The organism is Janthinobacterium violaceinigrum (genome assembly GCF_009208555.1).
GTDB lineage: Bacteria > Pseudomonadota > Gammaproteobacteria > Burkholderiales > Burkholderiaceae_D > Janthinobacterium > Janthinobacterium violaceinigrum.
This window is the reverse complement of sequence record NZ_WFLI01000025.1, coordinates 40,577-52,865: the sequence shown is the minus strand read 5'-3', so window position 1 is coordinate 52,865 and position 12,289 is coordinate 40,577. Positions and strand designations below refer to the sequence as shown.

Annotated in this window: 15 protein-coding genes; 7 read left to right on the top strand and 8 right to left on the bottom strand. The window is 64.2% G+C overall.

Features of this window, described 5'->3' with window-relative positions; all coding sequences use genetic code 11:
• Positions 1-9: 9 nt before the first annotated feature.
• Entirely contained in the window at positions 10-336 is a 327-nt protein-coding gene (locus tag GCN75_RS19660) for a low molecular weight protein tyrosine phosphatase family protein (protein ID WP_152283925.1), read from the top strand.
• Here GCN75_RS19660 and GCN75_RS29975 read toward each other — a convergent pair.
• Positions 272-535 (bottom strand): GNAT family N-acetyltransferase, encoded by a 264-nt coding sequence (locus GCN75_RS29975; RefSeq protein WP_226941475.1) that lies wholly within the window; start codon positions 533-535, stop codon positions 272-274. The two genes, GCN75_RS19660 and GCN75_RS29975, sit on opposite strands and share 65 nt — an antisense overlap.
• Positions 532-1,275 carry a sulfite exporter TauE/SafE family protein gene (locus GCN75_RS19650; protein ID WP_152283923.1) on the bottom strand — a complete coding sequence of 248 codons (744 nt, stop codon included), beginning with the start codon at positions 1,273-1,275 and terminating at the stop codon, positions 532-534. Before GCN75_RS19650 ends, GCN75_RS29975 begins: the two co-directional genes overlap by 4 nt.
• A 126-nt stretch (positions 1,276-1,401) precedes the next feature.
• Between GCN75_RS19650 and GCN75_RS19645 the strand changes: the two genes are divergently transcribed.
• The 5 genes from GCN75_RS19645 to GCN75_RS19625 all read left to right on the top strand — a co-directional run bounded on the left by GCN75_RS19645 (position 1,402) and on the right by GCN75_RS19625 (position 4,335).
• A complete protein-coding gene (locus GCN75_RS19645; RefSeq protein ID WP_034749390.1) occupies positions 1,402-2,295 on the top strand; it encodes a LysR substrate-binding domain-containing protein in 894 nt (297 codons plus the stop codon).
• Positions 2,296-2,316: 21 nt separating this feature from the next.
• A complete protein-coding gene (locus GCN75_RS19640) occupies positions 2,317-3,210 on the top strand; it encodes an alpha/beta fold hydrolase (RefSeq protein WP_152283922.1) in 894 nt (297 codons plus the stop codon).
• A 74-nt stretch (positions 3,211-3,284) separates the two neighbouring features.
• Positions 3,285-3,476, top strand: coding sequence for a YqaE/Pmp3 family membrane protein (locus GCN75_RS19635; protein WP_077399393.1), 192 nt, complete (start codon positions 3,285-3,287; stop codon positions 3,474-3,476).
• A 65-nt stretch (positions 3,477-3,541) separates the two neighbouring features.
• Positions 3,542-4,006, top strand: coding sequence for a peptidase associated/transthyretin-like domain-containing protein (locus GCN75_RS19630; protein ID WP_152283921.1), 465 nt, complete (start codon positions 3,542-3,544; stop codon positions 4,004-4,006).
• A complete protein-coding gene (locus GCN75_RS19625) occupies positions 4,006-4,335 on the top strand; it encodes a hypothetical protein (protein ID WP_152256146.1) in 330 nt (109 codons plus the stop codon). Before GCN75_RS19630 ends, GCN75_RS19625 begins: the two co-directional genes overlap by 1 nt.
• Before the next feature lie 21 nt (positions 4,336-4,356).
• On the opposite strand, the gene GCN75_RS19620 is transcribed toward GCN75_RS19625, so the two are convergent.
• The 6 genes from GCN75_RS19620 to gatC form a co-directional block, all read right to left on the bottom strand.
• Positions 4,357-5,394, bottom strand: coding sequence for an oxidoreductase (locus tag GCN75_RS19620; RefSeq protein WP_152283920.1), 1,038 nt, complete (start codon positions 5,392-5,394; stop codon positions 4,357-4,359).
• 97 nt (positions 5,395-5,491) lie between these two features.
• Positions 5,492-6,739: a M56 family metallopeptidase gene (locus tag GCN75_RS19615; protein WP_152283919.1), complete on the bottom strand. Its 1,248-nt coding sequence runs from the start codon at positions 6,737-6,739 to the stop codon at positions 5,492-5,494.
• Positions 6,736-7,119, bottom strand: coding sequence for a BlaI/MecI/CopY family transcriptional regulator (locus GCN75_RS19610; RefSeq protein WP_152283918.1), 384 nt, complete (start codon positions 7,117-7,119; stop codon positions 6,736-6,738). The genes GCN75_RS19615 and GCN75_RS19610 overlap by 4 nt, the downstream gene beginning before the upstream one ends.
• Positions 7,120-7,314: 195 nt before the next feature.
• Entirely contained in the window at positions 7,315-8,790 is a 1,476-nt protein-coding gene (gene gatB, locus GCN75_RS19605) for an Asp-tRNA(Asn)/Glu-tRNA(Gln) amidotransferase subunit GatB (RefSeq protein WP_264372550.1), read from the bottom strand.
• Between the two features lie 48 nt (positions 8,791-8,838).
• On the bottom strand, positions 8,839-10,323 hold the full coding sequence (gene gatA, locus GCN75_RS19600; protein WP_152283916.1) for an Asp-tRNA(Asn)/Glu-tRNA(Gln) amidotransferase subunit GatA: 1,485 nt from the start codon (positions 10,321-10,323) through the stop codon (positions 8,839-8,841).
• Between the two features lie 178 nt (positions 10,324-10,501).
• Positions 10,502-10,804: an Asp-tRNA(Asn)/Glu-tRNA(Gln) amidotransferase subunit GatC gene (gatC, locus tag GCN75_RS19595; protein ID WP_034784699.1), complete on the bottom strand. Its 303-nt coding sequence runs from the start codon at positions 10,802-10,804 to the stop codon at positions 10,502-10,504.
• 350 nt (positions 10,805-11,154) lie between these two features.
• On the opposite strand from gatC, the gene GCN75_RS19590 reads away from it, so the two are divergent.
• Positions 11,155-12,198 (top strand): rod shape-determining protein, encoded by a 1,044-nt coding sequence (locus GCN75_RS19590; protein ID WP_010393186.1) that lies wholly within the window; start codon positions 11,155-11,157, stop codon positions 12,196-12,198.
• The last annotated feature ends 91 nt before the right edge of the window (positions 12,199-12,289 follow it).

Sequence of the window (12,289 nt, the reverse complement as noted above, 5' to 3'; positions counted from 1 at the left end):
CGGGCGCGCTTGAACGTCCTGTTCGTTTGCAGCCGCAACCAGTGGCGCAGTCCCACGGCGGAGCAGGTATGGCGCCGCCATCCCGCCCTGTCCGTGCGATCGGGCGGTACCAGTCTGAACGCGCGCCATCCCGTCAATGCAAATGACCTGGCCTGGTGCGAGGTGATTTTCGTGATGGAAGAGAAGCACAAGTCGCGCCTGCGCGCGCAGTTTGGCCGCCTGCTCGAGCACAAGACCATCCACGTGCTCGACATCCCCGACGAGTATCAATTCATGCAGCCGGAGCTGGTCGAGCAGCTCGAACTGTCGGTCGCGTCCATTCTCGGCCTCGATTGACCCAGCGCACCTGCGCATAGCGCCGCAGGATTTCGCGCATCAATGCCCTGGCCACGCCACGATGGCGAAATGGCGGTTTCACGAACAGCATGTTGAGCGTGGCTTCGCCGCCGCAGGGGCTGAAATCGAGCATGGCCACCTGCTGCCCGTCGATGCAGGCCGACAGCGCATGCTCGCCCCAGGGCACCACGGCTATCATCCCAGCCATGGCTTGACCGCCGCATGCAGGCCCAGGGCGAACAGCCCTGCAAAAAAGCACCGTTTGAACACGGCCTGCGCGATGCGCCCGCGCAGCCATTGGCCGGCCAGCATGCCGGCCAGCGCCGGCAGCAGCGCATACGCGGAAGCGCCGACCGCGCCGAGACTGAAGTCGCCGTGCAGGGCCAGGCTGGCCGCCAGCGCCACGGTCGATGCGGTAAACGCCAGGCCCAGCGCCTGCACGAGCGCATCGCGCGCCAGGCCCAATCCCTGCAGATACGGCACGGCGGGGATCACGAACACGCCCGTGGCGGCCGTCACCAGTCCTGTCGCGGCGCCCGCCACGGGGCCCAGCCACGCTTCGTGCCGCGCCGGCACGCGCAGCTGCAGCGAAAACAGTCCCGCCAGTGCATACAGCATCAGCGCCACGCCCAGCGCGACGACGGCCCAGGTGCCGCTATCCTTCGGCAGCAGGGCGCCGCCCGCCAGGGTGCCCCCCATGACGCTGGCCAGCAGGGGCCACAGGCGCCGCAGCAGGGCGCGCAGGCCCGGGCCGGCCGCCAGCTGCCATACGTTCGTCACCATCGACGGCACGATCAGCAGGGCGGCGGCCTGCACGGGCGGCATGACGAGGCTGAGCGTGCCCATGGCCACCGTTGGCAAGCCTAGTCCGACTACGCCCTTGACGAAGCCAGCGGCGAGAAAACTGGCGCCAACGGCCAGCAGAAATGACGTCTCCATGATTTTATTCCACAGTGATTTTGCGTGGATTTTGCGCGCGCTTGCGGATTTCGCCAAGGTGGATTATTTTGAGTCAGCCTCAGTGGTGGACGAAGGCTGATAAGATGGGGAAAAAGGAGGGCTGTCATGCGTTTCGATCTGGTCGACTTGCAGCTGTTTGTCAACGTGGTGGAGGCGGGCAGCCTGACGGCGGGCGCCGCGCGCAGCCATCTGGCGCTGGCCTCGAGCAGTGCGCGCGTGCGCGGCATGGAAGAGATGCTGGGCATGCCCCTGCTGCTGCGCGGCCGGCGTGGCGTGGAACCGACACCGGTGGGCCAGACCCTGCTGCATCACGCGCGCCTCGTTTTGCTGCAAATGGAGAAAATGCGGGGCGAGCTCGGTGAGTTTGCGCGCGGCTTGAAAGGGCAGTTGCGGCTGCTGTGCAATACGGCGGCCCTCAGCGAATTCCTGCCCGAGGCGCTCGGCGCTTTTCTCGACCGCCATCCGAACCTGACCATCGACCTGGAAGAGCGCCTCAGTTACGATATCGTCAAGGCCGTCTCGGAAGGGCTGGCCGACATGGGCATCGTGTCCGACTCGGTCGACATGCGCGGCTTGCAGACGTTTTTGTTCCGCCCCGACCGGCTGGTGGTGATCGCGGCGGCCGACGGCGTGCACCACCGCGCGCTGGGACAGGATGGCGTCGTCGACTTTGCCAGCGTGCTCGATCACGATTTCATCGGCCTGGCCGACGACAGTGCGATGCAGCAGTACCTGGGCATGCACGCGGCGCGCCTGGGGCGCCCGCTGAAAGTGCGCGTGCGCCTGCGCAGCTTCGATGCCGTGTGCCGCATGGTGGCCAGCGGCGTGGGTATCAGCGTGGTGCCGCTGGCGGCGGCAAGCCGCTGCCAGCAGACGATGGCGCTGCGCTGCCTGGAATTATCCGATCCCTGGTCGGTACGCAATCTGACGATTTGCGTGCGCCAGTTCAGTGAATTACCCCTGTATGCGCGCCAGTTGATCGATCACCTGAAGGCGTGACAGGGCATGACAGGAGCAGCGATGCGTTTTTCAGAAGACAAGATGGCCAGCCTGCTGTGCAGCGACCAGGTCGAGCGGCCCATCCACATCTGGCAGCCGCCAGGGCCGCAACAGCCACGTGCCGTAATCCTGGCGATCCACGGCGGCATGGCGCATGCGGGCGACTATGTCACGCCGGCGCTGTACTTCCGCCAGCACGGCATCGCCACCGTCAGCTTCGACATGGTGGGCCACGACGGCAAGCGCATGGTGGACATCCCCTCGTTCGAGGCCTTCCTCGACGACGAGGAACTGTTCCTCGCCTGGGTCAGGCAGACGTACCCCGGCGTGCCGGTTTTCGTCATGGGCCACTCCATGGGCGGCCTGATCGCCACCCATCTGGGGCTGCGGCGCTTTGCGGGCGACCCGGTCATCCGGGGCTTCATCATCTCCTCGCCGTATTACGTGAATGCGATTCCCGTGCCGAAGGTGCTGCAGATGCTGTCGGGCTGGCTGGCCAGGCGCTTCCCCACGATGAAGGTGCCGTTGGGGAACCTGACCATGCTGCTGACGCACGACCAGGCCATCACCGCGCGCCATTTCCAGGACGAGCGCGACGGCATACGCGCCAGCGCCGCGTCGGTGCGTTTCGCCCACGCGCTGACGTCGGCGCAAAAGGAACTGGCGGGCGGCTTGTCGGGCTGGACCTTCCCCCTGTTTGCCGTGGTGGCGGGCGACGACAAGCTGGCCGACAGCCGCGCCACGGAAGGCATGCTGCGCAGCGTGCCCGATGGCTTGCTCGACTACCATTTTTATCCTGCCAATTACCACGAGAATTTCAATGAACTGAACCGCGAAGAGATCTTCGCCGCCATCCTGGCGTGGATGGAAAAACAACTGGCACCGGCGCCGCGTGAGGCGCAGCTATCGTTATAATCAGGTCAATGGATTTTACCGCCGGCATGCCGGCCCGGTCCCCGCGGCGCAGGGGAATACTGAAGGAACGAACGATGCGCTTGCTGATTGCCCTGATATTCCCGTGGCTGACCTTTTTCACGATCGGCCGTCCGATCGCCGGCATCATTTGCCTGATCCTGCAAATCACCTTGATCGGCTGGCTGCCAGCCACAATCTGGGCCGTGTATGCGCTGAGCCAGTTCAAGACGGACCAGAAGATTGCCGAGGCCATGCGCCGGCGGTGATGGTTTCCTAAGTCCTGCCTAAGCTGCGCTTCCTATCTTGATTCAACCGACACGAGGAGAGTGAGATGGCATCAAACAGACGCGGTACCTTGAGCCTGGCTGCGGCAATGCTGGCCGCCGGGCTGTTGCTGGGAAGTGCGGCGCAGGCACAGAATGAGAGTGCGCTGCCGCCCGTGCAGAAGAGCGGGGCGGTGGAATACCTGAGCGGCGGCATCGGCCTCGATGAATCGACCGCCATCAAGAGCGCCAGCCGGCATTGGCCATTGAGCCTGGTGTTTTCCGTGCAGGCGCCGGGCAAGGCGGAATTTGCCTCCGACGTGAAGCTGCAGATCAGCGACGCCAAGGGCGCGCAGGTGCTGGAAACGACGGCCAGCGGGCCATTCCTGCTGGCGAAACTGGCGCCGGGCAGCTACAGCCTGCGCGCCACCCTGGCCGGCAAGACCTTGGAACGCAAGGTGCAGGTCAAGGCGGGCAGCTCGGCGCGCGTGGAGCTGGTCTGGCCGGCGGGAACGAACCAGGGCCGGACCTGATGCCGGGCGACGGCAAGGCGCCCGAACGGGGCGTGCCGGCGCGCGGTTTGTCTGCCCATATTTTGCCTACCTCGGCGACGATGGTGGGCGTGTGCATGACGGTGCTGTCGATCGGCCACCTGGCGCCGCGCGGCGAGATGCGCGTGGCCATCGACAAGCTGCTGGCCGTCGATGCCATCGTCTTTCTCGTCAGCGCCGTGCTCTCGTTCATGTCGCTGCGCCCCGGCCAGCCGCGCTTGCGCTACGAGTGGTGGGGCGAATTGCTGTTCATTTGCGGCCTGGCCCTGCTGGCGCTGGGCGCCGTGGTGCTGGCCTTCGTCATCAACTGAGCCGGGCCGGCTGGCACCGGATCAGTCGACCGGGAGCACGCGGCCTTCGGCGGCGCTTTGCAGCGCCAGTTCGATCAGGCGTATCGTCGCCGCCGCATCCTCGGCCGCCACGGGCGCCGCTGCGCCGTGGCGGATGGCGTCGGCCATGCCCTGGTAAAAGTCCTGGTAGTGGCCCGCCTGTATCTCCAGGTGTTCGACGTGGCCGTCCGGCTGCGTGCCCAGGTGCAGCGCGCCGCGCACGGGGTCCACGCCCCAGCCGGGCTGTCCCGGCCTGCCGCCCGCCTTCAGGGCGTCTTCCTGCGGATCGAGGCCGAATTTCACGAAGCTGCCCTTGTCGCCATGCACGGCGAAGCGCGCCGTCGGCGCCTTTACCAGGCATCCGGCCTGCAGCACCACGCGCAGCCGGTCGTAATACAGCACGATGTGGAAATAGTCGACGGCTTGCGCGCCATCGCGCTGCAGGGCGATATCGGCAGACAGTTTTTCCGGCATGCCGAACAGCTGCATGGCCTGGTCCAGCATGTGCGGGCCCAGGTCGTACAGCAGGCCGCCGCCCGGCGCGCCGGACTCGCGCCAGCGCTGGCGGATCTCGGGGCGGAAACGGTCGAAATGCGATTCGACGCTGGCGATGCGCCCCAGGGTGCCCTGCGCCAGCAGCGCCTTGATGGTGAGGAAATCGCCATCCCAGCGCCGGTTGTGGTACACGCTGAGCACCAGCTTGCGCTCCTTCGCCACGGCGATCAGGGTTTGCGCCTCGGCGCTGGAAATCGTGAATGGCTTGTCGACCACCACGTGCTTGCCCGCCTGCAGGGCCGCCAGCGCCAGGCTGAAATGCGCTTCGTTGGGGGCGGCAATGACGACCAGTTCGATGGCCGCATCGGCAAACAGCTGCGCCGGTTCCGCATACACGGTGGCCTGCGGCCAATCCTGGTGCACGAGGTCCGGCTTGCTGGAGGCGATGGCCGTCAATTCCAGGGCGTCGATGGTGGACAGCACGGGAGCGTGGAAGGTGGAGCCGGCAAAGCCGTAGCCGACCAGGCCGGTTTTGATCTTGTTCATGGCGTATTCACAGGTGCGTGGAAGAATCCATGATCATACCCGCAAGCGGGCGGCGGCAGCGCTGCAACAATGTCGCCGCGATGCCGCCGCTACTGCATTAGTTCAGGCGCCAGACGTATTGCACCTTGACGCTGGCACTGACTGGCTTGCCGCCAGCGAGGGCCGGCTTGAACGTGCACTTGGCGATGCCGCTGCGCGCCGCCTCGTCGAGGGCCGGATGGCCGCTGCTTTTGACCACGCTCGACCCGTGGACCTTGCCGGTGGCATCGACATCGAAGGACATGGTGACCGTGCCCTCGTCCTTCGCCTGCAGCGATGCGGGCGGGTAGGCCGGTTTGCCGCAGACGCCAAAGTCGACGACGGGGCGGCGCTCCAGCACGGGTGCGCTGTCGGCGGCGACGGCCTGACCGTAGATGCCGAGGCAGGCGCCGGCCAGTGCCAGCAGCGGTATGGCCGCTTTCCAGTTCAGGGTTTGTGGTGCAGGGCGCAGCAGTCGTGTGATACGTGACATAAGATCTCCTCCGTTGGCCGCCTGGGCCAGGTGGTGGGTTGAGAACTGGAGACGTTCCAGTTCCGAGAGTGCAAGAGCCAGACGCCGCGGTTCGCCCAGTTGTCTTGCTGCGAAATCATCTGCAATGTGTTCGCGTTCGAGGCGCACGCCGCGTGAAATCCACCAGACGGCCGGGTGGAAGAACAGCAGCGCCTCGATGGCGTTTTGCAGCAGGTTGAGCAGATAATCGTGGCGCCGGATGTGCGCCAGTTCATGCGCCAGCAGCGCGTCAAGCAGGTGCGGCGGCATGCCGGTGATCAGCGCCGCCGGTACCAGCACCATGGGGCGCCAGATGCCGGCCGTGAGGGGGCTGGCAATGCCGTCGAGCACGCGCAGGCGCACGGGCCGCGTCACGCCGGCGTCTTGCGCCATGCCGGACAAGCGCGTTTGCCAGAGGGCGTGCGTGGCCTCGTCTTTGCGGGCGCTGCGTGCTATCCACAGCATGCCCAGCGCCATGCGCAGGGCCAGCAGGGCGGCGCACAGCGCCCACACGCCGACGATGGCGCGCAGCAGCAGGTCCAAGTCGGGCAGGCTGTCGGGCGCCAGCAGGGCGGCCGGCAGCAAGGTGCTGGAGAACAGGACGCCCGCGGCATCGCCGCCGGCCAGGCGCAGATACAAGCCCGCCGCCGGCCAAGCCAGGCAGGCCAGCAGGGCGCCGCAGCCGACGGCATAGCGCGCCTCGGGACGCGCATTGCGCAGGGCGGCCCGCGCCAGCGCCGTGGCGCAGCCGATCAGTAAGCCTTGCCACAGGAAGTGCAGCAGGGTCCAGCCCAGGGCCGGCACGAAGGCGCTCATGATTGATCGTCCTTGAGCATTTTTTCGATCTCTGCGCGTTCGGCGCGCGACACGCCCGTGCGCAGGGCCGCCAGCACCAGCGCCTTGGCCGAACCGGCAAAGGCTTTCTGCATCAATTCCTTGAGCAGGTTCGTCTGCAGGCTGTCCTGCGCCTGCGCCGGCGCATACACGTGCGAACGCTGGCTTTCGTCGCGGATCAGCAAACCCTTGCCATGCATGATCTGCATCAGGCGCAGCACGGTGCCGTAGGTGATGGCCGGCTTGGCCAGCGCCATCGCTTCGTGCACCTGCTTGGCCGTGGCGGCGCCCAGCGGCCACAGTGCCTGCAGCAGATCGAGTTCGGCTGCCGTCGGTTTCGGGATGTCGTGCGTCTTGCCCATGCTGTTTTCCTCTTGCCTGAAATTCAATAAGGCTAGAATAATCGTTGTAGACAAAAATGTATACTTTAATTTTCAATGTTGCATAAGCGCCTGTCAGGCATGCTGGAAAATATAGACAAGCTTGTTTAGAAAAGGGCCGGACAGGCGAAAAAAAAGACGCCGCAGCGTCTTTTTTTGGGGGCGTACGGAGGAAAATTATCCCGCCAGCTTGGCCTTCAGCAGCTCCGTCAGCTGGGCTGGATCAGCCTTGCCTTTCGACGCTTTCATGGACTGGCCGATCAGCGCGTTGATGGCCGCTTCCTTGCCGGCGCGGTACTGTTCCACCGACTTGGCGTTGGCCGCCAGCACGGCATCGACGATGGCTTCCAGCGCGCCCGTGTCCGAGATTTGTCGCAGATCCTTGGCGTCGATGATGGTGTCGACCAGGTTCTCGTCGCTGGACTTGGCTTCCCACATGCCAATAAAGACTTCCTTTGCCGCCTTGTTCGAGATCGTGCCGTCGGCGATGCGCTTGAGCATGGCGGCCAGCTGCGCGGCGGAGACGGGCGCCTCGTCCAGGTCCACGCCTTCGCGATTCAGGGTCGACGATACGTCGCCCATCAGCCAGTTGGCGGCGGCCTTGGCGTTTTCCTTGCCAGCCTTGTCGACCACGGCGACGAAATAGGTGGCCATGGCTTTCGATTGCGTCAGCACCAGCGCATCGTATTCCGGCAGCGCGTATTCGCTGATGAAGCGGGCGCGCATGGCGGCCGGCAGTTCCGGCATCGAAGCCTTGACCGTATCGATCCACGCTTGCGAGATGACCAGCGGCGGCAGGTCCGGGTCCGGGAAGTAGCGGTAGTCCTGCGCGTCTTCCTTGCTGCGCATTTCGCGCGTTTCCTTGCGGTCCGGATCGTACAAACGCGTCGCTTGCACGACCTTGCCGCCGTCTTCGATCAGTTCGATCTGGCGGCGCACTTCCACGTGCACGGCTTCCTCGATGAAGCGGAACGAGTTCAGGTTCTTGATCTCGCAGCGCGTGCCGAATTCCTTCTGGCCGACGGGGCGCACGGAAACGTTGACGTCGCAGCGGAACGAGCCTTCCTGCATGTTGCCGTCGCAAACGCCCAGCCACATGACCAGCGAGTGCAGGGCCTTGGCGTAGGCCACGGCTTCGGCGGCGCTGCGGATTTCCGGTTCCGAGACGATTTCCAGCAGCGGCGTGCCGGCGCGGTTCAAGTCGATGCCGCTCATGCCGGCGTAGTCTTCGTGCAGCGACTTGCCGGCGTCTTCTTCCAGGTGGGCGCGCGTCAGGTTGACGGTCTTGGTGACGAATTCGCCATCCTTTTCATAGCCGAAGGTCAGGGCGCCGCCGATGACGACGGGGTCCTCGAACTGGCTGATCTGGTAGCCCTTGGGCGAGTCCGGATAAAAATAGTTTTTGCGCGCGAAGACCGAGTGCGGCGCGACGGTGGCGCCCACGGCCAGGCCGAAGCGGATCGCACGGTCGACGGCCTGCTTGTTCATCACGGGCAGCACGCCTGGCAGGGCCAGGTCGACGGGGCTGGCCTGCGTGTTGGCGTCGGCGCCGTACTTGATCGGCGAACCGCTGAAAATTTTGGATTCGGTCGTGAGCTGCACGTGGTTCTCAAGACCGATGACGACTTCCCATTGCATAGTGTTCTCGCTTATTTTTGGTGGCGCCGCTAGCCGCGGCGCAAATCTGTTCTTGGTCTGCTCTTAAACGCCGGCAGGGCTGCGCGTATGCCAGTCCGTCACTTGCTGGAACTGGTGGGCCACGTTCAGCAATTTGGCTTCGCCAAAGTAATTGCCGATGATTTGCAGGCCGACGGGACGCTTGCCGTTTTTCTCGCCTTCGCCGAAACCGCAAGGGATCGACATGCCGGGCAGGCCGGCCAGGCTGGTCGACAGGGTGTAGATGTCGGCCAGGTAGTTTGCCACCGGGTCGTCCGTCTTGTCGCCCAGGTCCCAGGCGACGGTTGGCGCGACGGGGCCCATGATGACGTCGCAGACGGCGTTCGGGCCATTCAGGACGGCGTCGAAATCCTGCGCGATCAGGCGGCGGATCTTTTGCGCCTTCAGATAGTAGGCGTCGTAGTAGCCGTGGCACAGCACATAGGTGCCGACCATGATGCGGCGCTGTACTTCAGGGCCGAAGCCTTCGGCGCGCGATTTCTTGTACATGTCCTGCAAGTCCTTGTACTCGGCCGCGCGGTGGCCGTAGCGCACGCCGTCGTAGCGCGACAGGTTCGACGACGCTTCGGCCGGCGCGATCATGTAGTAGGCGGGAATCGACAGGGCGGTGTTCGGCAGCGAGATGTCGACCAGGGTGGCGCCCAGCTTTTCATACTGCGCCAGCGCGCCGCGCACGGCCGCTTCCACATCCTTGGCCAGGCCTTCGCCGAAATACTCGCGCGGCACGCCGATGCGCAGGCCCGTCAGCGGCTGGCCCAGTTCACGCGAAAAATCTTCCGCCACGCCGCCCTGTTCCGGCGACAGGCTGGTGGAGTCGCGCTCGTCGAAGCCGGCCATGGCGCTCAAGAGCAGGGCGCAGTCTTCGGCCGAGCGGGCCATCGGGCCGCCCTGGTCCAGCGACGAGGCAAAGGCGATCATGCCGAAGCGCGAGACGCGGCCATAGGTAGGCTTGATGCCGGTGATGCCGCAGAAGGCGGCCGGCTGGCGGATCGAGCCGCCCGTGTCGGTGCCGGTGGCCGCCGGCGTCAGGCCGGCCGCCACGGCGGCGGCCGAACCGCCGGACGAGCCGCCTGGCACGGCGGCTTTGTCCCACGGATTCTGCACGGCGCCGAAGGCCGAGTTCTCGTTGCCGGAACCCATGGCGAATTCATCGCAGTTGACCTTGCCCAGGGTGACCATGCCGGCCGCCTGGAATTTTTCCACCACGGTGGCGTCAAACGGGCTGGCGTAGTTGGCCAGCATTTTCGAGCCGGCCGTGGTACGCCAGCCTTTCGTCACGAACAGGTCCTTGTGCGCGATCGGCACGCCCGTCAATGGCGTGGCCGTGCCGGCCGCGATGCGGGCATCGGCTTCGGCCGCTTGCGCCAGGGTCAGGGCACGGTCGACGTGCAGGAAGGCGTTCGAGGTGTCCGCTTCGATGCGGTCGAGGAAATGCGTCGCCAGTGCAACGGCGGAAATTTCCTTGTTCTGCAAAAGCGTGGACAGCTGTTTGATGGATTTTGTATGCATGGCGTTTCTATTTTTATCTATTCGGCAGGGTTGTTTTTTGTGCACTGCGCCGTTCTAGCGCCTGACAGAAGCGTAGCGAGCGGAAGTGAGTTGTGGCCGAGAAGCGGAGCTGTGCTTGAGCACAGTGAGCATCGGAGGCCGCAAATCGCGACGCGCAGCAGCTTATGTCAGGTGCCAGTTACTCGATCACTTTAGGGACGAGATACAGGCCATCCTGGACTTTCGGCGCCACGGCCTGGTAGGCGTCGCGGCGATTCTGCTCGGTGGCGATGTCCTCGCGCAGGCGCAGCGCGATATTGTCCATGTGGGCGGCCAGCGGGTGGCTCAGGGGGGCCACGCCATCGGTATTGACGGCTTGCATTTGTTCGGCCAGTGCAAAAATCTTGTTCAATTGGGCCAAAGACGTGACGGCCTGGTCGTCGGCCATTTCAAGTTGCGCCAGATGGGCGATGCGTTTTACGTCGGATAGTGTCAGGGACATGGCGAATGGCGCGGAGTGCCGCGCATTAGTATTAAGTTGGCGTTTTGATAAAACGCGGGTATTTACTGCTCTTTTGCTCACAAAAGCCGAGGAATGCCGCGTAACTCGCGGCTGCAAGAGTCGCACTTTTCCATGGTTTTTGAGCAAATCGCATTCAAATTATAAGGTAGAATGGCGGGTTAATGCGTTGCCGGCGCTGATGGACTGCTGCCGCAGCATAGAAAAGATTGCGCAAGCGCCAAGCGAAACCCGGAAAAATCGCCTTTTGGATTTTCAGGGTGCCTGAAAGCGCCCGCTTTGAAACTCCCCATAAACAGCTTTTGCGCAGCTCGATGCGCTACAGGACACTCATGTTTGGTTTTTTACGCAGGTATATCTCCACCGATCTGGCCATTGACTTGGGCACGGCCAACACCCTTATTTATGTGCGCGGCCTCGGTATCGTCCTGGACGAACCATCGGTCGTCGCCATCCGCCAGGAAGGCGGTCCGAATGGCAAGAAGACCATTCAGGCAGTCGGCAAGGAAGCCAAGCAGATGCTGGGCAAGGTGCCGGGCAATATCGAAGCGATTCGTCCGATGAAAGATGGCGTGATCGCCGACTTCACCGTGACCGAGCAGATGCTCAAGCAATTCATCCGCATGGTGCACGACTCGAAATTCTTCCGTCCATCGCCGCGCATCATCATCTGCGTGCCTTGCGGTTCGACCCAAGTAGAACGTCGCGCGATCCGCGAATCGGCGCTGGGCGCCGGCGCCTCGCAGGTGTACCTGATCGAAGAACCGATGGCAGCGGCCATCGGCGCGGGCCTGCCCGTGTCGGAAGCAACGGGTTCGATGGTGGTCGACATCGGCGGCGGTACCACCGAAGTGGGCATCATCTCGCTGGGCGGCATGGTCTACAAGGGTTCCGTGCGCGTGGGCGGCGACAAGTTCGATGAAGCCATCGTCAACTACATCCGCCGCAACTACGGCATGCTGATCGGCGAACAGACGGCCGAAGCCATCAAGAAAGCCATCGGTTCGGCCTTCCCTGGTTCCGAAGTGAAGGAAATGGAAGTCAAGGGCCGCAATCTGTCCGAAGGCATCCCCCGTTCGTTCACCATTTCCAGCAACGAGATCCTCGAAGCGCTGACGGACCCGCTGAACAATATCGTCTCGGCCGTGAAAAACGCGCTGGAACAGACGCCGCCGGAACTGGGCGCCGACATCGCCGAAAAAGGCATGATGCTGACGGGCGGCGGCGCACTGCTGCGCGACCTGGACCGCCTGCTGATGGAGGAAACCGGCCTGCCGGTGCTGGTGGCCGAGGACCCGCTCACCTGCGTGGTGCGCGGTTCCGGGATGGCACTGGAACGTATGGACAAGCTCGGCTCGATCTTCTCCTACGAATAATCTGACAGAAGGGCCGGAAACCATTCCGGCCTTTTTTTGGTTTTGGCGCCGGCGTTTGACCGGGGCTTGCACGTTGGCGCACTGCGCCTGG